The sequence below is a fragment of the Halobacteriovorax sp. JY17 genome (assembly GCF_002753895.1).
Lineage (GTDB): Bacteria > Bdellovibrionota > Bacteriovoracia > Bacteriovoracales > Bacteriovoracaceae > Halobacteriovorax.
In genome coordinates this window covers 1,417,831-1,434,800 of record NZ_NJER01000001.1, presented here as the reverse complement: position 1 = coordinate 1,434,800, position 16,970 = coordinate 1,417,831, and the positions used below count along the sequence as shown (strand labels likewise).

General features: G+C 36.4%; 22 protein-coding genes. 15 read left to right on the top strand and 7 right to left on the bottom strand.

Annotated features, from left to right (window positions below):
• Window positions 1-81 precede the first annotated feature (81 nt).
• Window positions 82-1,362: a chloride channel protein gene (locus tag CES88_RS06630; protein WP_290732672.1), complete on the bottom strand. Its 1,281-nt coding sequence runs from the start codon at window positions 1,360-1,362 to the stop codon at window positions 82-84.
• A 75-nt stretch (window positions 1,363-1,437) separates the two neighbouring features.
• Between CES88_RS06630 and CES88_RS06625 the strand changes: the two genes are divergently transcribed.
• The 11 genes from CES88_RS06625 to arsH all read left to right on the top strand — a co-directional run bounded on the left by CES88_RS06625 (window position 1,438) and on the right by arsH (window position 8,525).
• Window positions 1,438-1,989, top strand: a complete 552-nt coding sequence (locus CES88_RS06625) for a GNAT family N-acetyltransferase (protein WP_290732671.1) — start codon at window positions 1,438-1,440, stop codon at window positions 1,987-1,989.
• Between the two features lie 82 nt (window positions 1,990-2,071).
• The gene (locus CES88_RS06620) at window positions 2,072-2,803 is read left to right on the top strand and encodes a YebC/PmpR family DNA-binding transcriptional regulator (protein WP_290732669.1); all 732 of its coding nucleotides are present in this window, start codon (window positions 2,072-2,074) and stop codon (window positions 2,801-2,803) included.
• 13 nt (window positions 2,804-2,816) lie between these two features.
• Window positions 2,817-3,260: a GyrI-like domain-containing protein gene (locus tag CES88_RS06615; protein WP_290732667.1), complete on the top strand. Its 444-nt coding sequence runs from the start codon at window positions 2,817-2,819 to the stop codon at window positions 3,258-3,260.
• Window positions 3,261-3,280: 20 nt separating this feature from the next.
• Window positions 3,281-3,856, top strand: coding sequence for a LemA family protein (locus CES88_RS06610; RefSeq protein WP_290732665.1), 576 nt, complete (start codon window positions 3,281-3,283; stop codon window positions 3,854-3,856).
• A complete protein-coding gene (locus CES88_RS06605) occupies window positions 3,857-4,606 on the top strand; it encodes a TPM domain-containing protein (protein ID WP_290732663.1) in 750 nt (249 codons plus the stop codon).
• Window positions 4,606-5,223, top strand: coding sequence for a TPM domain-containing protein (locus tag CES88_RS06600; RefSeq protein WP_290732661.1), 618 nt, complete (start codon window positions 4,606-4,608; stop codon window positions 5,221-5,223). The genes CES88_RS06605 and CES88_RS06600 overlap by 1 nt, the downstream gene beginning before the upstream one ends.
• An 11-nt stretch (window positions 5,224-5,234) precedes the next feature.
• Window positions 5,235-5,948 (top strand): Bax inhibitor-1/YccA family protein, encoded by a 714-nt coding sequence (locus tag CES88_RS06595; RefSeq protein ID WP_290732659.1) that lies wholly within the window; start codon window positions 5,235-5,237, stop codon window positions 5,946-5,948.
• A 59-nt stretch (window positions 5,949-6,007) separates the two neighbouring features.
• Window positions 6,008-6,409: a MerR family DNA-binding protein gene (locus tag CES88_RS06590; protein WP_290732657.1), complete on the top strand. Its 402-nt coding sequence runs from the start codon at window positions 6,008-6,010 to the stop codon at window positions 6,407-6,409.
• A gap of 13 nt (window positions 6,410-6,422) precedes the next feature.
• The gene (locus CES88_RS06585) at window positions 6,423-6,845 is read left to right on the top strand and encodes an arsenate reductase ArsC (RefSeq protein WP_290732655.1); all 423 of its coding nucleotides are present in this window, start codon (window positions 6,423-6,425) and stop codon (window positions 6,843-6,845) included.
• Entirely contained in the window at window positions 6,838-7,878 is a 1,041-nt protein-coding gene (arsB, locus tag CES88_RS06580; RefSeq protein ID WP_290732653.1) for an ACR3 family arsenite efflux transporter, read from the top strand. Before CES88_RS06585 ends, arsB begins: the two co-directional genes overlap by 8 nt.
• On the top strand, window positions 7,878-8,525 hold the full coding sequence (arsH, locus tag CES88_RS06575; RefSeq protein ID WP_290732651.1) for an arsenical resistance protein ArsH: 648 nt from the start codon (window positions 7,878-7,880) through the stop codon (window positions 8,523-8,525). Before arsB ends, arsH begins: the two co-directional genes overlap by 1 nt.
• Window position 8,526: 1 nt before the next feature.
• Here arsH and CES88_RS06570 read toward each other — a convergent pair whose 3' ends face one another.
• Both CES88_RS06570 and CES88_RS06565 read right to left on the bottom strand, forming a co-directional pair.
• Window positions 8,527-8,919, bottom strand: a complete 393-nt coding sequence (locus CES88_RS06570) for an SET domain-containing protein (RefSeq protein ID WP_290732650.1) — start codon at window positions 8,917-8,919, stop codon at window positions 8,527-8,529.
• Window positions 8,912-9,367, bottom strand: a complete 456-nt coding sequence (locus tag CES88_RS06565) for an SET domain-containing protein (protein WP_290732648.1) — start codon at window positions 9,365-9,367, stop codon at window positions 8,912-8,914. The genes CES88_RS06570 and CES88_RS06565 overlap by 8 nt, the downstream gene beginning before the upstream one ends.
• 193 nt (window positions 9,368-9,560) lie before the next feature.
• On the opposite strand from CES88_RS06565, the gene CES88_RS06560 reads away from it, so the two are divergent.
• Together CES88_RS06560 and CES88_RS06555 are read left to right on the top strand one after the other, a co-directional pair.
• Window positions 9,561-10,502, top strand: coding sequence for a RimK family alpha-L-glutamate ligase (locus tag CES88_RS06560; RefSeq protein WP_290732646.1), 942 nt, complete (start codon window positions 9,561-9,563; stop codon window positions 10,500-10,502).
• Between the two features lie 9 nt (window positions 10,503-10,511).
• Window positions 10,512-11,474 carry a succinylglutamate desuccinylase/aspartoacylase family protein gene (locus CES88_RS06555; protein ID WP_290732644.1) on the top strand — a complete coding sequence of 321 codons (963 nt, stop codon included), beginning with the start codon at window positions 10,512-10,514 and terminating at the stop codon, window positions 11,472-11,474.
• A gap of 26 nt (window positions 11,475-11,500) precedes the next feature.
• On the opposite strand, the gene CES88_RS06550 is transcribed toward CES88_RS06555, so the two are convergent.
• Window positions 11,501-11,800: a hypothetical protein gene (locus CES88_RS06550; RefSeq protein WP_290732642.1), complete on the bottom strand. Its 300-nt coding sequence runs from the start codon at window positions 11,798-11,800 to the stop codon at window positions 11,501-11,503.
• Between the two features lie 167 nt (window positions 11,801-11,967).
• Window positions 11,968-13,458, bottom strand: a complete 1,491-nt coding sequence (locus CES88_RS06545; RefSeq protein ID WP_365992782.1) for a SulP family inorganic anion transporter — start codon at window positions 13,456-13,458, stop codon at window positions 11,968-11,970.
• Window positions 13,459-13,643: 185 nt separating this feature from the next.
• Here CES88_RS06545 and CES88_RS06540 point away from each other — a divergent pair, with 185 nt between their 5' ends.
• A complete protein-coding gene (locus CES88_RS06540) occupies window positions 13,644-14,183 on the top strand; it encodes a YceI family protein (RefSeq protein ID WP_290732639.1) in 540 nt (179 codons plus the stop codon).
• A gap of 1 nt (window position 14,184) precedes the next feature.
• Here CES88_RS06540 and CES88_RS06535 read toward each other — a convergent pair whose 3' ends face one another.
• Together CES88_RS06535 and CES88_RS06530 are read right to left on the bottom strand one after the other, a co-directional pair.
• Entirely contained in the window at window positions 14,185-15,096 is a 912-nt protein-coding gene (locus CES88_RS06535) for a RimK family alpha-L-glutamate ligase (RefSeq protein WP_290732637.1), read from the bottom strand.
• A 99-nt stretch (window positions 15,097-15,195) separates the two neighbouring features.
• A complete protein-coding gene (locus CES88_RS06530) occupies window positions 15,196-16,545 on the bottom strand; it encodes a M14 family zinc carboxypeptidase (protein WP_290732635.1) in 1,350 nt (449 codons plus the stop codon).
• A 159-nt stretch (window positions 16,546-16,704) separates the two neighbouring features.
• Between CES88_RS06530 and CES88_RS06525 the strand changes: the two genes are divergently transcribed.
• The gene (locus CES88_RS06525; RefSeq protein WP_290732634.1) at window positions 16,705-16,968 is read left to right on the top strand and encodes a hypothetical protein; all 264 of its coding nucleotides are present in this window, start codon (window positions 16,705-16,707) and stop codon (window positions 16,966-16,968) included.
• Window positions 16,969-16,970: the final 2 nt, after the last annotated feature.

Below are 16,970 nucleotides of genomic sequence, written 5' to 3'. Positions count from 1 at the left end.
GGGGAAAATATAGGGGGAGTGATTATTTATTCATAGTAAAAACATAGTAGCATAATTTTAGATAAAAAAAAAGAGTACCTGTTAAGAGTACTCCGTTTGCATGATACTTTTTGATACAAGGGCCTTCGTGACTAGAACGGCGGTAAGGCATGTTCCAAAGCTAACAGGCAGTAATGATAATGATCCTGTCATTTCAAGAACTATAAGAGCGGAGGAAACTGGAGCGCCTGAAATCGCTCCAAAATAAGCACCTGCTCCGATAAGTGCCGCTACAGGATAGATATCTGGTGAGATACCTAGAAGAGGGGCAATTTGTGTAAAGCTGAGTAGCCCAACTCCTGCTCCAAAAATAAGTAGTGGTGCGAGTGTTCCTGAAGTCGTTCTTGAACTAACTGCGAAGGCCCACACAACTCCTTTTATTATTGCTAGTTTTATAATTAGAGAATAGCTGTCTTGTATTTCAAAAAGAGATTGAAGAAGTTCGTAGCTAGGTCCTAGAATATCTGGATAAAAGAATGCGAATACTACAAGAGGGAGAACTCCAATCATCGGCCACCACATCCAGTGCACGGGAAGTTTTTCATAGCAATCTTCGAAGAACTCCACTGCATAAATTGAAAGGGCTGCAGTTACTCCTAGGATAATGGCAACAATTCCAAAAGCTCCAAGTACTTCTGGGGTTAAATGAAAGGCTTCAAAATTTATGTGAAAGAGAGGCTTTTCTCCCATAAAGATTACTCTTGCGATATAAGCGAAGAGTGAAGCGATTGCTATTGGAAAGAGGTTTTTAATATTTTGGTTTCTGGTAAATAATTCTGACACTAGAAATACTGCACCAACAGGAACTCCAAAGACTGCAGAAATTCCAGCAGCCGCGCCAGCGGCCAAGAGGATTTTTTTCTCGGTCTCTTTTAATTTAAATAGTCGTCCGATGAAAGATCCAAAGGCTCCGCCCATTCCTATGACAGGACCTTCTGCTCCGTATGGACCACCGGTTCCAATAGAGATGGCACAGGCGATTGGTCTAAGCCAAAGAAGCTTGAAAGGAATATTCGATTTGTGAGATTCTATTCTCTCTATGACTTCCGGTATTCCATGACCTCTGATTCCATGGTCTAAATATCTGGCCATTAAACCGAGGGATAGGGCCCCTATAAGAGGTATAATAAGTATCAGATAACTTCCAGCATGAGGGAGTTCATTAGAGTGTAAATCAATCTCTCCAAAGAAAGTTAAATTGGAAATTGCTCTAATTAAAGCAAGTAAGAATTCTGCAGCAAAGAACATGAGAATTCCTAAGGCAATAGAAAGTAGTACAAGCTTCCAAGAAGCAGGAAAAAGTTTTTTAAGAAATGTTTTCATTTGCGCAATGTAGTTGAATAATAAGAGAATGTAATTTTGCACCGTTTCGACGCGGAGAGCATTAGAGGTGAAGTGATGATTATAGAGACAGAGAGATTGATTTTAAGACAGTGGAAGAACTCTGATATAGAGCCCTTCATTCAATTAAATTTAGATACTGAAACGATGAAGTTCTTTCCTTCAACTTATGGAAGAGAAGTAAGTGAAAAATTAATAGAGAGGGAGCGCGAGAGAATTAAGCAAGATGATATTGGACTACTTGCTGTTGAAGTGAAAGAAACTGGGGAATTTATCGGTTTTATTGGCCTTGGTAGACCTGCTTATGAAACTCCTTTCACGCCATGTACAGAGATTGGTTGGAGAATTTATAGAGACTTCTGGGGAAAAGGCTACGCAACTGAGGGGGCTAGGTCAGTGATAGAGTTTGCTTTTACAGAACTGGGGCTTGAGGAAGTAGTCTCCTTTACTTCTAAATTAAATAAACCTTCAATAAGAGTTATGGAAAAAATTGGAATGAAGCGAGACCTCGGGGGAGATTTTGATCATCCAATGGTTGATGATGGAGACAAATTAAAAAGGCATGTTCTCTATAGAATAAAGAAAGATGATGCGATGCGATTGCTATAGTAAATAGAGACTAAAATTTCTCTATCACTTACTGATATGATATTAATTAACAATATATTATTTAAATTTACCAAGAGGATTTATGGGAAGAAAATGGGCCAATATTGAAAAGAAGAAAGGCGCAGCTGATAAGTTAAGAGGACAAATATATACGAAAATTCTTTTTGAAGTTCAAAAGGCCGTTAAATCTGGTGGTGATGATGCCAGTACAAACTTCCTACTAAGAATTGCACTTGAAAAATGTAAGAAGAATAATGTTCCAAAAGACAATATTGATAGAGCAATTAAAAAAGGTCTTGGTGGTGATGACGATGGTTTTGAAGAAGTAACCTATGAAGGTTATGGGTTAGACGGCGTTGCAATCTTTGTTGAGACTTCAACAAATAATACAACGAGAACTGTTGCCAATGTGCGCTCATACTTCAATAAGGCCGGAGGTTCACTTGGTACGACAGGAACATTACAATTTATCTTCACTCGAAAAGCTGTCTTTGAAGTTCCTCAAGGGGATTTAGATGAAGATGAGTTTACACTAGAGATGATTGATTGTGGTGCGGAAGAAATAGAGCTTGAAGATGGTATTTTTGAGGTTAGTGGGCCGATGGAAGTTTTTGGATCAATCTCTAAGAAATTAGAAGAAATGAAACTAGAACCAGAGGAAGCTGGTCTTCAGCAAATTCCAACGACTTTTAAAGAGATTTCAGATGAGTCTTATCTTAGTAATATGAAATTAATTGAAAAGCTGGAAGCAGATGATGACGTTGTAACTGTTTATCATAATATTCAATTTAGCGAACACTTTAATGATCTATAAAGGCTGAGGCTTCATGGAAATAGTGCAATTAGAAAGTATTCAGTTGAAAGGTATTTCTGTGAGAACAAGAAACTCTAATGAGATGGATCCTTTAACTGCTAAAATTGGAAGTCTTTGGGAGCGTTTCTATAATGAAAATGCAAAACACTTAAATTCTAATTCAAGTGTTTACGGAGTTTATTATTCTTATGAGTCTGACGCGACAGGAGAGTTTAATGTTTTAGCAGGGTCTACTTTTGAAAATGTAGGTAGTGAACTCTCTAAAGTGTCTACTGAGAAAGGAAAGTATATGGTCTTTTCAAAAGAAGGCGAAATGCCCGGTGCAGTTATCGAGGCTTGGCAAGAGATTTGGTCTTTTTTCTCAAAAAGTGAATGCAGCTATAATAGAGAATATCTCACTGATTTTGAAAAATACATCGGCACAAATAAAGTCGAAGTTTATATTGGTATAAAATAATAAATTCTATAGGAGAATAAATGAAAATATTAAGTTTAGGTTTTATCATGCTCTTGCTTACATCATGTGGAATGCAAAGTATTCCAACAGCTCTCAATGAAGTTGATGCACAGTGGGCTGAGGTTCAAAACCAATATAAGAGAAGAAGTGATTTAATTCCAAATCTAGTTTCTACAGTGAAAGGTTATGCTAGTCATGAGAAAGACACTCTACAGGCCGTTGTAGAAGCAAGAGCAAAAGCGACTTCTGTAAATGTTAGCGCAGATAAGCTAAACACTGAAACTCTTGGGAAATTCTCTAAAGCACAGAGTGGACTTTCATCTGCTCTTGGAAGACTAATGGTTGTTGTTGAGAAGTATCCTGATTTAAAGGCGAACGCAAACTTTAGAGACCTACAAGTTCAGCTTGAAGGTACTGAAAATAGAATTACTGTTGCCAGAAATAGATATATCCAATCTATTAAGGCCTTTAACAATTTAATCACTGTACCTCCAACATCTTGGTATAACTCAATATTTTTAAAGCATGAGAAAAAGCCACAATTTGAAGTCGAGAATCTTAAGGAAGCGCAAGAAGCTCCAAAGGTGAAGTTCTAGATGTTGAAAATAATTAAAATTTTATTATTTTCAATTCTAACTTTAAATACTTTTTCAAAAGAAGTTCCAAGATTAAGACCTGTAGTTGATGAAGCAGGTCTTCTGTCGAGGGAAGCTGTTTCGGCACTTACGTATGCTCTTGAAGATATCAAAAAGCAAACAACGAATGAAATTGCTATTTTGACTGTGGATTCTCTGGAAGGTGAGCCTATTGAGAGTTATGCCATTAAAGTTGCTGATCAGTGGAAGTTAGGACAGGCGAAATCAGATAATGGAGTTCTCTTACTGGTTTCTCTAAAAGATAGAAAAATTAGAATAGAAGTAGGACAAGGACTTGAAGGTTCACTCCCTGATATTACTTCTGGAAGAATTATTAGATCAATGTCTCAGTACTTCAAGAAAAATGATTATCAATCAGGAATAATTCTTGGTGTCAGTCAGATCGTAAAGCATACAGGTGGAGAGCTTAGAAATACTCCTCGTGTTCGTGGACATAAGTCTCAAGGGGGATTCTCCTTTCTTAGTCTTCTCATCATTATTATTCTCGCTAGCATCTTTGGTCGTGGAGGCCGAGGTGGTGGGGGAGGATTCCTTGCTGCCATGTTGATAGGAAGTGCGATGGGAGGCGGAAGAAGCTCTAGTTACGGAGGCTCCAGAGGAGGAGGCTTTGGTGGCGGAGGCGGTTTTGGCGGAGGCGGTTTTGGCGGCGGCGGAGGATTCTCCGGCGGTGGCGCAAGTGGAGGTTGGTAGTGAAAATATCAAATGAAGATAGAGCATTTATTAAAAAAGCAATTGTCGAGGCTGAACTTAAAACATCGGGAGAAATCGTGCCTGTCATTTTGTCGAAGTCAGACTTCTATCCGGCAGCGCACTTTAGACTAGCTCTTTTTTTTGCATTTCTCTTTGCTCTTCTTACTTATAACTTCTATGACTTTGAAGATTCAATTACTCTCGTTTGGGTTCAAATTCCAGGAATGATTTTAGGCTACCTCTTAGGATATATACCTTTTCTAAAGAGACTTGCTACGACTAAAAATGAAATGCAAGAGGAAGTTTTTCAAAGAGCTTTAGAGGTTTTTCATTCAAGTAATGTTTCTAAGACTAAAGACAGAACAGGCATTATGATTTACGTCTCTCTTCTAGAGAGGAGAGTCGAAGTTATGGCAGATAATGGAATAGCGAGCGTTGTTGCTGAAAATTATTGGGATAGAATTGTTTCAGACCTTATCGCTCACATTAAGACAGGGGAGATTATTAAAGGTCTTTGCGTTGCAATTACTGAGTGTGGAACTGAGTTAATCGAAAAATTTCCAATTGCTTCTGATGATAAAAATGAAATAACAGATGAACTTATTACGGACCTATAAAGGAGCTCGTTTTGAATACTGCTAATATTTATAGAACTGAACAAAGTATAAGTGAGGAGAACGCCCGCTTTATGAGTGGTGTTTATAGATGGATGACCATTGGAATATTGCTCACTTCATTTATTTCGTACTATGTATCACAGTCTAGGGAATTAATTGAAATGATTGTAGGAAATAAAATCATTTTCTATGGTCTAATAATTGCTCAACTTGGAGCAGTCTTCTTTCTTTCAGCTAAGATTAAAACGATCTCCGCTTTTGCTGCTACCTCTGTTTATCTTCTCTATGCAGGACTAACGGGGTTAACTCTCTCGGTAATCTTTTTGATCTATACAAGTGAAAGTATTCAGTCCGCCTTTATTCTTTCGGCCTTCTCATTTGCGGGATTAAGTGCATTTGGATATTTTACTAAAAGAGACTTAGGCCCTATTGGAACATTTTGTCATATGGCCCTTTGGGGAATGATTGGTTTTGCAATTCTTTCAATGTTCTTTCCAAGTCTTATGAGTTCTGGAGCTAGTAAAATTTACGGTATTTGTGGTGTCGTTGTTTTTTCTGGACTAACGGCCTACGATACTCAGAAGATAAAGGATTCAAATATTATAGGTAATGAGGGAAGTGAAGAGGATAGAAAGGAAACTATCTTTGGCGCTTTAACACTATACTTAGACTTTATTAACCTCTTCTTGTCTATTCTTCGCCTCATGGGGAATAGAAGAAAATAGTCCCAATTCTAAAGAAATAATGTAGACTTGACTCCGTACTATGGTACGGAGTGTATACTATGTCTATGAAAGAAAAACTTACTATTGGAAAACTCGCTGAAGCGGCTAATGTCAATATCGAGACAATTCGCTTTTATGAGAGAAAAGAGCTCATTAAACAACCTCAAAAGACTGGAAGTTTTCGCACTTATTCTGATGACTATGTTCAGAGAGTGATCTTCATAAGGAGAGCACAGGAGTTGGGATTCTCTCTTGCTGAAATTGGAGAATTACTCGCACTTAGAATTAAAAAAGCTTCAAAGTGTAGCGATGTTCTAGAGAGAGCTGAACAAAAAATAGCAGAAATAGATTTAAAAATTAAAGACTTAAAAAGGATGAAGAAATCCCTGAAGGGACTCGCTGACTGCTGTGAAGATACTAGTCTTCCACTTAGCGAGTGTCCAATTTTAGATTGCTTTTAATAGGAGAAGAGAAGTGAATATATTATTTCTATGTACTGGTAATTCGTGTCGTTCTCAAATGGCCGAAGGTTGGGGGAAGTCTTTATTTTCTAAAGAAAAATTTAATTTTTATTCCGCAGGAACAGTTAAGCATGGATTAAATCCTAGAGCCGTTAGTGTCATGAAGGAAGCTGGAGTTGATATTTCAGGACATATTTCAAATACTGTTGATGAATTTGAAGATGTAAAAATGGATATCGTCTTCACTGTTTGTTCTGATGCAAATGAGAATTGTCCCTACTTTCCTGGAGGGAAAATTATTCACTTTGGTTTTGATGATCCCCCTCGCCTGACAAAAGAGATAACTGATGAGGAAGAGATTCTTTCTGTATATAGAAGAGTTAGAGATGAGATAAAGAGTTTTGTTGAAGGAATTGAGGGATATATTAATGGATAATCAAATTGAAAATAAAAAAAGTATCAACTTCTTTGAAAAGCATCTTACTACTTGGGTGATTCTTTGCATTGTCTTAGGAATACTTATCGGTAGAAATTTTCAGGGGGCAGTTGAGTCCTTGAGTCTAATGAGTATTGCAAGTGTAAATATTCCTATCGCTATTCTGATTTGGTTTATGATTTTTCCAATGATGGTTCAAATTGACTTTACTTCTGTTAAGAATGTGGGAAAGAACCCTAAAGGTCTTCTTCTTACTTTATTTATAAATTGGCTCGTTAAGCCTTTTACTATGGCATTCTTTGCATGGATATTCTTTGAGAAATTGTATATGGGACTTATCTCTCCAGCGATGGCCAAAGAATATATTGCGGGGGCCATACTACTAGGTGCCGCTCCATGTACAGCTATGGTTTTTGTATGGTCATACTTAACTGATGGAGACCCTGAGTACACTTTAGTTCAGGTTTCAATTAATGACTTAGTTCTTCTTGTCGCTTTTATTCCTATTGTAAAACTACTTCTTGGAGTAACTAATATAGCCATTCCATTTGATACTTTGTCGGCTTCAGTTATTATTTTCATCGTTGTTCCGCTATTTTTTGGAGTTATTGTAAATAAGGTACTGAACAAGACTTTTGGTAAAGAGTGGTTCAATGAAGTTTTCTTAAAGAAGCTGAGACCACTTTCCATCACATCTCTTTTAACAACTCTTGTTTTATTATTTGCTTTTCAAGGTGATAAAATTATCTCAAATCCTGTGGATATTCTTCTCATTGCGATACCTTTAGCCATACAGACTTACTTTATTTTCTTTTGCGCATGGTTCATTGGAAAGAGAATGAATCTTCCGCATTGTATTCTTTCTCCAGGGTCAATGATTGGGGCCAGTAACTTCTTCGAGCTTGCAGTTGCTGTTGCAATCGTTTTGTTTGGGATTAACTCTGGAGCTGCTCTTGTAACTGTTGTAGGAGTTCTTATCGAAGTTCCTATTATGTTAAGTCTCGTTAAAATATCAAATAAATGGAAATACTAATGAAGTATCTAGAAAATGAAAAATTTAATTTAAAAATTAATGAAGTAACTTCTTCGGAGCACAGACCAAGGATTTTAATTCTCTATGGATCTCTTAGAGAGCGCTCATATTCACGTCTTTTGGCCGAAGAAGCGGGACGAATCTTAACCTTTATGGGAGCAGAAGTGAAATTCTTTGATCCAAGAGGGCTTCCTTTATTTGATAATGAAGAGTCTGTGGATCACCCAAAGGTAAAAGAGCTTAGAGATCTAAGTCTGTGGTCAGAGGCCCATGTTTGGTCTTCTCCAGAGCTTCACGGTAATATGTCTGGATTGCTTAAAACTCAAATTGATTGGATTCCTCTTACTCTTGGAGCTGTTAGGCCAACTCAAGGAAGAACCCTTGCTCTAATGCAAGTTAGTGGTGGGTCTCAGAGCTTTAATGCTGTAAATAATATGCGAATACTTGGTCGTTGGATGAGAATGATTACAATTCCCAATCAATCAAGTGTTGCAAAGGCCTATCAAGAGTTTGAAGAAAGTGGGGATATGAAGGCCTCTGCCTTTAGAGATAGAGTTGTCGATGTCATGGAAGAGCTAATGCGTTTTACTTATTTAACTCGCGATCAATCAAATTTCTTGGTCGATAGATATTCCGAAAGAAAATAGATTATAAGAACTTTAGGTGGAAATCATCTTTGTCAGAACTTTCAAAGTAATTATAAAGAAGTTCTTCATCTTTAGATATATTTCTTAAGGCATACATTGTGTTTAGATCTTTTGAGTTCTTAACATTGTAATCGTGGGCGTGATGATTCATATATTGGGCATTATCTGAACAAATAAAGTACTTATCTCTTTCTTTATAGGCAAAGTTTTGAAGTGTTTTAAAGGAGGGACTGCTAAGAGTTTCTTTTAAATCATTCCACTCTTTAATGGTATAGGAGTGGTCAATCTTTTGATTGTAAGTCCAAATGATTTCTCCTTGTTGAATATCATTCTTTGCAAAGAGACCGAGTCCATGAAATATTGAATCGGAGACATAAGTTTCTACGTTAAGCATAGTGGGGAACCTTCCAATTCTTGTAGAGTAGCTCTAGAGCATTCTCTTTTGTTTCAATATTGCAGAAATCCCAGTTGAAGAAGTCATTATGATCATAGCAATTGTGGTAATTCTCTATAAGCTCCTCTCCTTTTTTTATATCTCTAATTGCAATTTCTTGGAAATTATCTAGAAAGGCAATGTTGGAATTTTCACCATGATTAATATACTTACTATTATCTAGAACGTGCCATACTTGGTCATTTCTAAGGTAGGAGTAAGTTAGGTAAGTGAGAATCTCTTTGAAGCTGAGCTGTTTACAGAGATTTATAAAGTCATAAGCTGCAATTAAGGAAGTTGTATCTGCACTATATTTCCAGATAGGTGTTCCTTCAGAAATATCTTCATCTGCAAAAAGGCCTTTCCCGTGAATAGGCGATTCCTTTATAAATGTTTTGACTAGCAACATTGAAACTCCTCTAAGGATGATTGTAAGGCCAAGAATGAGGTTAAGAAAAATCGTTTTTTTATCCGTATAGATTAGTTTTAAATTAATTAAAATTTCATTTACTTAGGTTTCCATTTTAACGCTTAGGAAAAAGTGAATTAAATTGAGGGAAAAAACGAGTTTTAATAATTTATTCAGGGGAGGATAATCTTGCTTGAGTATTAGTTTTGAGGGAATGATGAAGATAGGTCTATTAAGTAAAAGTTCTGAGAATTATTCAAATTCAAGAATTTTAGAAGAAGCGCAGAATTTAGGTTTAGATATAATTCATATTGATTACACGAATTGTGATCTTATTTTAAATAATGAAAAGCCTGACATTCTTTATAATGGACAATCTCTTAGTGGGCTTGATGCAGTTATTCCTAGAGTAGGAATTTATAAGAGTATATATGGAATGGCGGTGCTAAGGCACTTTGAGGCCATGCACGTCTACTCATTAAATTCTTCTCTTGGAATTGCTAGAGCGAGAGATAAACTAAGAACCTTACAGATTCTCTCTAAAAAGAATTTACCTTTTCCAAATTCTGCTATTTCAAATGATTCATTAAATGCATCAAAACTTTTGGATAAAGTGGGAGGAACTCCTGTCATTATTAAATTAACTGAGGGGCTTCAGGGGAAGGGAACTGTTCTTGCTGAGACAAAGCAGTCTGCAAAATCTATTATTGAAGCCTTTGGATTAACGAATACAAGTTTAATTTTACAAGAATTTATTAAAGAGTCGATAGGAACTGACGTGAGAGTATTTATTCTCAATGGAAAAGTTATTGGCTCCATGATCCGCTCTTCTAATGGCGAAGACTTTAGATCAAATCTTCATCTAGGAGGAGAGGCCAAGAAAGTAAAACTGACTCCAAGAGAGAGAGAAATTGCAGTAAAGGCAGCGAAGGAATTTAAGTTAAATGTAGCTGGAATTGATATTTTACGAAGTGATAATGGGTCTTTGATTCTTGAGGTAAATTCATGCCCGGGGCTAGAGGGGATTGAAAAGGCGATGGATAAGAATATCGCAAGACTCATACTTGAATTTGTGGTGTCAGAAGTTGAAAAAGTTAAATCAAAACCCTCATATCATAAGAGAACTCACTTATAAGGATTAAGTATGGAAAAAACTGTCTACGTTAAGGTTAAAGACTCTATACAGCTTTCTAGACTTAAGAGAGGTGTCGTTCATAGATTTCAAGTTCACTTATCTGACAATTCTCTTGGTGTTCCATGGAAGCTTCCCGTTATTATTATTCAAGGGAAGAGGAAAGGAAAAGTTCTAGGTATAACTGCTGCAATTCATGGAAATGAGCTCAATGGTATATCTACAATATATAAGCTTATTCAAGAAGTAGACCCAATGAAGATGAGTGGAACGTTGATTCTTATTCCTATTAGTAATGTTCCAGGTTATTTAAAAAATCAAAGATACTTCATAGATAATGTTGATTTAAATAGAATTATGCCAGGTAAGTCCAAGGGGGCAGCCAGTAGTATCTATACACATCACTTGATAAATAAAGTTATTAAGAAGTTTGATTATCTTCTAGACCTTCATACGGCGAGTATGGGAAGAGTGAATAGTCTCTATATTCGCGCGGACCTTGATAAACCTGAATGTCGCAATTTAGCTTATCTTCAAAATCCACAGATTATTGTTCAAAAGAGCGATGAGAGTGGAACTCTTAGGGGCTGGGCAAATGACAATGGTATTAATGCTATTACTATTGAAATTGGAAATCCAAATGGGTTTCAGCATAAGCTTATTGATGAGACCTTACTCGGAATTTTAAATACGATGAAGTATTTAAAGATTATTGAAGGAAAAGTTAGAAATATGGTTAAGACCACAACAATTTGTGATCACTCTTTTTGGTTATATTCTTCCAAAGGTGGACTTGTTGATGTCTTCCCCGTAATTGCAGAAAAGGTTGAAAAAGGTCAACTAGTTGCAAAAGTTTATGACGTATTTGGACAGGTTCGAGAAGAAATCTTTAGTACGCACTCGGGTATTGTCATTGGAAAAAATATCAGACCTAATTGTGATGCAGGAACTAGAGTTCTACACCTAGGTATTTAGAGAGGGCCTAATTAGGCCCTTTGATATTAGTATTTAAGTGTATTGGAATAACCTATAACATCACAGCTATAGTTAATATCCATTTTTAACAAGTAGATACCACTATAAGTGTTGAAGAGCGCTTCATACTTTTCAATACTATTAGTAAGTACCTGAGTTTTTGTAAGAGTGATTTGATATTCAATTTCAACCTCTTCAAATGAAACATTAAGTTCCTGAGAGAGTATATCCATCGCTTGGTATTCTACAGCATTTCTACATTCGTCAGCGTACGTTGAAGAAAGAGTTAGAGAAATAGCAAAGAGTATTGAGATTATAAGTTTCATTTTAGCTCCAGTGGTTTTCTTCTTTATTCTCAATTTTAGAAATAGTAGTCAATAAAAGAGTTTTGCCTCTTTGGGAGAATTGAAATAAATACTAAGATTGTGAAAAGAAATAGAAGGAATCAGAAGTTCTGTGAAAAGGGGACTTCTTGAAAAGTCCCCTAAAAAAGCTATATTCTCTTGGCCTTTGAAATATGCCCTGCTTTATTGATTACACTAGCACAGTCTGGACTAAGGTTTGTGATGAAAACATCTTTATTTAATCGGCTATATTTCTCTACAATACCGTTAATTACTTCAATACTTGAAAAGTCACATACTCTTGAGTTTTCAAAATCGAGATAGATATTATCAGGATCCTCTTTTGCGTCGAAGAGGTTTTGAAAACTTTGTACTGAACCAAAGAAGAGTGGACCACTTAGTTGATAATGCTTTCCACCTTTTTCATCTGTATAGATATTTGCTTTTATTCTCTCTGACTTCTTCCAAGCAAAGACAAGGGCCGATACAACTACACCACAGAAAACAGCTATTGCTAGATCTGTGAAAACTGTAACTGTTGAAACTAGAATAATGACAAAAGCGTCAGACTTAGGAATCTTTCCTAGAACTCTAAAGCTTGACCACTCAAAAGTTCCAATAACTACCATGAACATGACACCTACGAGTGCTGCTAATGGAATAAGTTCAATAAGCTTTGATCCTACTACTATAAAAAATAAGAGAAATAATGCAGCACTAACTCCTGATGCACGCCCACGTCCACCTGAGTTTACGTTGATCATACTTTGACCAATCATTGCACAACCACCCATTCCGCCAAAGAAACCCGTGAAGATATTAGCTAAACCCTGCCCAAGGCACTCTCTATTAGTGCTTCCGCGAGTTTCTGTTACTTCATCAACTAATTGAAGAGTCATTAAAGATTCGATGAGTCCAATCGCTGCTAAGATACATGAGTATGGTAAGATAATTTTTAACGTCTCCATACTGAAAGGAACCTCAGGTATGTGAAGAGAAGGAAATCCTCCACCTACTGATGCCATATCGAGAACGGTTCTAGTATCTAGGCCCATTAAGTGGACAATACCTGTTACTGTTAAAATCGCGGCAAGAGATGAAGGAATTATTCTTGTCACTTTTGGTAGGAAGTGAATAATGAACATAGTTAAGAAAACAAGTCCTAACATTATCATAAGATCATTTGTGTGAAGCCAATGAGAAATTCCAGCTGCATCTGTAAATTTGAATTGAGATAATTGGGCCATGAAGATGATGATGGCCAGGCCATTTACAAAACCAAGCATAACCGAATGAGGAATAAGCCTTACAAACTTTCCAAGCTTTAAAACTCCCGCAAGCATTTGAATAATTCCCATGAGAACAACTGTTGCAAAGAGGTATTCAACCCCGTGATCTGCGACGAGGCTAACCATCACAACAGCAAGAGCTCCAGTTGCTCCTGATATCATTCCCGGTCTTCCACCAAAAATAGAAGTAATAAGTCCAACCATGAATGCAGCATATAATCCAACGAGAGGATCAACTCCTGCCACAAATGAAAAAGCAACAGCTTCAGGGACAAGTGCAAGAGAGACAGTTAGTCCAGATAAGAGGTCATTCTTTATTGTTTCTCTAGATTTAGAGATTAATTTGAAAATCAAAATTCTTCCTTTTTAAAATTGTATATAGAAGATAGCTTCAAAGTAGTAAATATTCAAACCTAAAGTGGGATGCTGCGTGGGGTCGCTCTTTGTTTACTATTGCCTAGATAAATTAAGACTGAATAACTGTAATTCCCACTAATCTTGATCTAACATATTTAAAACTTAACAATGAGGTTACTATGAAATTTATTTTATCCTTCTTTCTTTTTTCTTCACTCACTTATGGGGCTTGTTTTAAAGACGCTAGTATCAATTGGAGTGCTTATAAAACACCTGCTAAAGCAGCCGTCGGAGGAACTTTTAAAGGAGTGAGTTTTACAAACAATAAAGGAGAGAAGGCGAGTGAGATATTAACGGGAGCAACTTTTAAAATTGATGCTTCAACTGTTTCTACTAAGGACAAGGGAAGAGACTTTAAAATTGCAAAATTCTTTTTTTCTACTCTTGAAGGCGGAAGCGAAATTACAGGAGTTGTAAAAAAGGTGACGAACAAGGTTCTTACAGTTGCTATTACAATGAATGGTAAAACTTTAGATATTCCACTTAGCTACACTTATAAGAATCAAAAGCTAAGTGCTAAAGGTGTGATAGATGTTTTTGATTTTGCAATGAATGACGAATTAAGCGCATTGAATAAAGCTTGTGCAGCCCTTCACGAGGGGAAGACTTGGAGTGACGTTGCTATAAGTATTGATGCAACTTTCACTTCTTGTAAGTAATTTACTTCTTGCGGAAATTTCCAAGTCTAACGCGGAGGAAATGAAAGATTTCCTTCGCAACATCCATATCTAGACATTTTTCAATTGTTTCAAACCCTGGTGCCGAATTTGCTTCACAGACTTTAAAGTGAGAACCGTCAAAGAGTAAGTCAATCCCTGCAATATCTAAATTGAAGGCCCTCGAAACCTCTAGGGCGAGCCATTCAATTTCTGGAGTAAGTTCAAAAGCACGCACTTCTCCGCCTTGTGAGTAGTTGGCCTTGAAGTCTCCCTCTTTTGCCACTCGTTCTACGCAACCTAGAACCCTTCCTCCAAGAGTGAAGACACGAAGGTCTCTACCTTTACTTGATTTTATAAATTCTTGTAGAATAATATTGGCATTAATATTTGTAGATTCTACAAGTTGCATCATGTCAGCTAAGTTTCTCTTTGTTTCACAGAGAAAGACTCCAACACCTTGTGAACCGCTAAGTGTTTTTACAATGACAGGAAAACCTAAGTTCTTTTCAATGAAGTCAACATCAACAGGAAATTTCACGAGCATCGTTTTTGGCACAGGCATATTATACTCAGCAAGAATTTGATGAGAGTACAATTTGTCTTTTACTATCTCGATACTTTCAGACGTATTGAATGATCTTACACCGAGTCTCTCTAAGTGACGTATGACCGCCAGATCAAAATAGGTGGTATAAGCACCCATTCTTGGAATGATAAAGTCGGGGAGGGGAACGAGTTCACCTTTTAAGTGAATTGATTTTCTATTTTCCCAAGTGACAGTGATATCTATATCTTTTGGACTGACAATTTTTAAATGAATACCTTCAGTCTTAGCTGTTTCCATTAATCTTGCAACAGCATAAGATTTCTTTAAGAATTTTGAGTCTTCCTTGTAGAGAAGCCAACCTTCCATTTATACCACCTAGTGAATTATAGTTTATGAATCTGATCGGAGATTTAATCAATAATCTTAAGCTCATTTATTTAAGATTATTGATTAATAAGACTCGAATTAGATCGAGTAAAAATTCCCATTAGTTGAAATACTATGGTCATTAATGTCAACTTCTATTTCTTTATTTAGTCCATTTGAGATTATCTGAATTCTATATTTTCCAGGTGAGAGCACTTTGTAGAACTCTTTCCCATTTACAGGGATTGACTCTATCCTTCTTAGTTTTTCGTTCTCTATTTTATCAATAACAACATTAAAGTTTCTAGCTTCTTTAAGCTTTACTCCAAAACCTTGATGAATACTTTTCATATAATCAAAGAGAGAGTCTCTATTCTTATCGTAGTAAGATTGAACTAGGTCATAAGTTGGCCATTTTGAGTGCGATAGCTCGATTGTTACCTGAAGGTCCTGATGCCAGAAGTAACTCCAGTCCTGCATTCCTCCGTTAATCTCATACCATTCGTAGCCATTAACAATACCATCAACAAATTCTCTGTTATCTCTCATTGAAGGAATTTTTCTAGCATATTCTTTAGAGAGATCCACAACAAGATTCTTGTAAGGAAAGTCGTCTCTCTTAGTGTCCCAAGGGTAGTTTACTACTTCTGTTCCGCCGTGAAAATTTGCTGAAAGAGCAAAGTGCCTCTCTGATTGAAACTTCATCATGGCGACTGTTTCTTTTTGGTGATCCCTTTCAATATTGTCAAAGATACTCACTTCAAAGAAGTTATTCTTGGCATCTCTATCTACGTCTGGAAAGTCTCTGTTGAGATCTCTCCAATTTCCATTTCCTCTTCTTCTTCCTGCTGCTCCATCTGGGTTTAGAGAAGGCATAATGAAAATCTCAGTATTATTTACGAGAGCTGATGTTTCAGGATCGCCAGCGGTGTAATTGTGAGCGATTTCTTCAAGAAGAGAAACCATCATCTCTCTTCCAACTATTTCATCACCGTGCATATTTGCGACATATTTAAATTCTGGCTCTACTTCATCTACTTGAACATTATCAGAAATTTTCATCACCCAAAGTTCTCTATTTTGCTCCGTCTTTCCAATACTAAAAAGTTTAAAAATACTTGGATATTTCTTTGCTAGATCTTTTAATTTCTTTCCAATTTGTTCAGGACTTGGATACGTTGAAAGAGCTTTTTCTTTTTGCCCTAGATTGAGTGAGTAGTATGAGAAGGGAGAGTTCTTTGTTAACCAGCTTCTTAATCCTTTTGGACCATAGACTTCATACCCCTTACTCGTTGGATGATCTACTGTGAATATTCCTTGTTGGTGAATTTTCTTTAGAAGCTCCCTAGATCCGTCATTTACGAAGAACCCTTCTTGAACAACATTCCTGGAATTTGCCTGTACTGAAATTGCAGAGACAAGTAGTGATAGCAGAATGATTTTTTTCATAAATGACCTTTTTCTAGAGATATAGAAATTTACACCTATTTAAAATTCACAGCAATAAATGTGAAAAAAAGTAAGTAAAAGTAATTTTATTTGAACGAGAAAACAAAGGGTTATAAGATTAAAACTTTATTAATACTTAGGGAATAGAATGAAAGTATTATGAAAGCTCAAGTAAACTTAATCTTTATTCTTTTCATTCTCACGATTAGTTTTTCTCATGGGAATTCGTTTGTCTATGAAGAGGCGGCTGAACTCTATTGGCCAGTGATGAATATAGATGAAATTGAAAAAATCGAAGAAGATAGTAGACGGCCTTCAAGTGAAAATCTTGAGGAAGAAAAGAGTTATAAGAGTATTGAGGAACTTCAAAATCTAGTAGATGTTTGCTGGTATAGATGTTCTTTTAGTATTGATCATAATTGAGA

Bases quoted from the DNA above. Each gene is read 5' to 3' on its own strand.
- CES88_RS06605 (WP_290732663.1), top strand. From the start codon at position 3,857: ATGTTGAAAATAATTAAAATTTTATTATTTTCAATTCTAACTTTAAAT.
- CES88_RS06565 (WP_290732648.1), bottom strand. From the start codon at position 9,367: ATGTTGCTAGTCAAAACATTTATAAAGGAATCGCCTATTCACGGGAAA.
- CES88_RS06625 (WP_290732671.1), top strand. From the start codon at position 1,438: ATGATTATAGAGACAGAGAGATTGATTTTAAGACAGTGGAAGAACTCT.
- CES88_RS06590 (WP_290732657.1), top strand. From the start codon at position 6,008: ATGTCTATGAAAGAAAAACTTACTATTGGAAAACTCGCTGAAGCGGCT.
- arsH (WP_290732651.1), top strand. From the start codon at position 7,878: ATGAAGTATCTAGAAAATGAAAAATTTAATTTAAAAATTAATGAAGTA.
- CES88_RS06550 (WP_290732642.1), bottom strand. From the start codon at position 11,800: ATGAAACTTATAATCTCAATACTCTTTGCTATTTCTCTAACTCTTTCT.
- CES88_RS06555 (WP_290732644.1), top strand. From the start codon at position 10,512: ATGGAAAAAACTGTCTACGTTAAGGTTAAAGACTCTATACAGCTTTCT.
- arsB (WP_290732653.1), top strand. From the start codon at position 6,838: ATGGATAATCAAATTGAAAATAAAAAAAGTATCAACTTCTTTGAAAAG.
- CES88_RS06630 (WP_290732672.1), bottom strand. From the start codon at position 1,362: ATGAAAACATTTCTTAAAAAACTTTTTCCTGCTTCTTGGAAGCTTGTA.
- CES88_RS06570 (WP_290732650.1), bottom strand. From the start codon at position 8,919: ATGCTTAACGTAGAAACTTATGTCTCCGATTCAATATTTCATGGACTC.
- CES88_RS06540 (WP_290732639.1), top strand. From the start codon at position 13,644: ATGAAATTTATTTTATCCTTCTTTCTTTTTTCTTCACTCACTTATGGG.
- CES88_RS06525 (WP_290732634.1), top strand. From the start codon at position 16,705: ATGAAAGCTCAAGTAAACTTAATCTTTATTCTTTTCATTCTCACGATT.
- CES88_RS06535 (WP_290732637.1), bottom strand. From the start codon at position 15,096: ATGGAAGGTTGGCTTCTCTACAAGGAAGACTCAAAATTCTTAAAGAAA.
- CES88_RS06615 (WP_290732667.1), top strand. From the start codon at position 2,817: ATGGAAATAGTGCAATTAGAAAGTATTCAGTTGAAAGGTATTTCTGTG.
- CES88_RS06620 (WP_290732669.1), top strand. From the start codon at position 2,072: ATGGGAAGAAAATGGGCCAATATTGAAAAGAAGAAAGGCGCAGCTGAT.
- CES88_RS06610 (WP_290732665.1), top strand. From the start codon at position 3,281: ATGAAAATATTAAGTTTAGGTTTTATCATGCTCTTGCTTACATCATGT.
- CES88_RS06530 (WP_290732635.1), bottom strand. From the start codon at position 16,545: ATGAAAAAAATCATTCTGCTATCACTACTTGTCTCTGCAATTTCAGTA.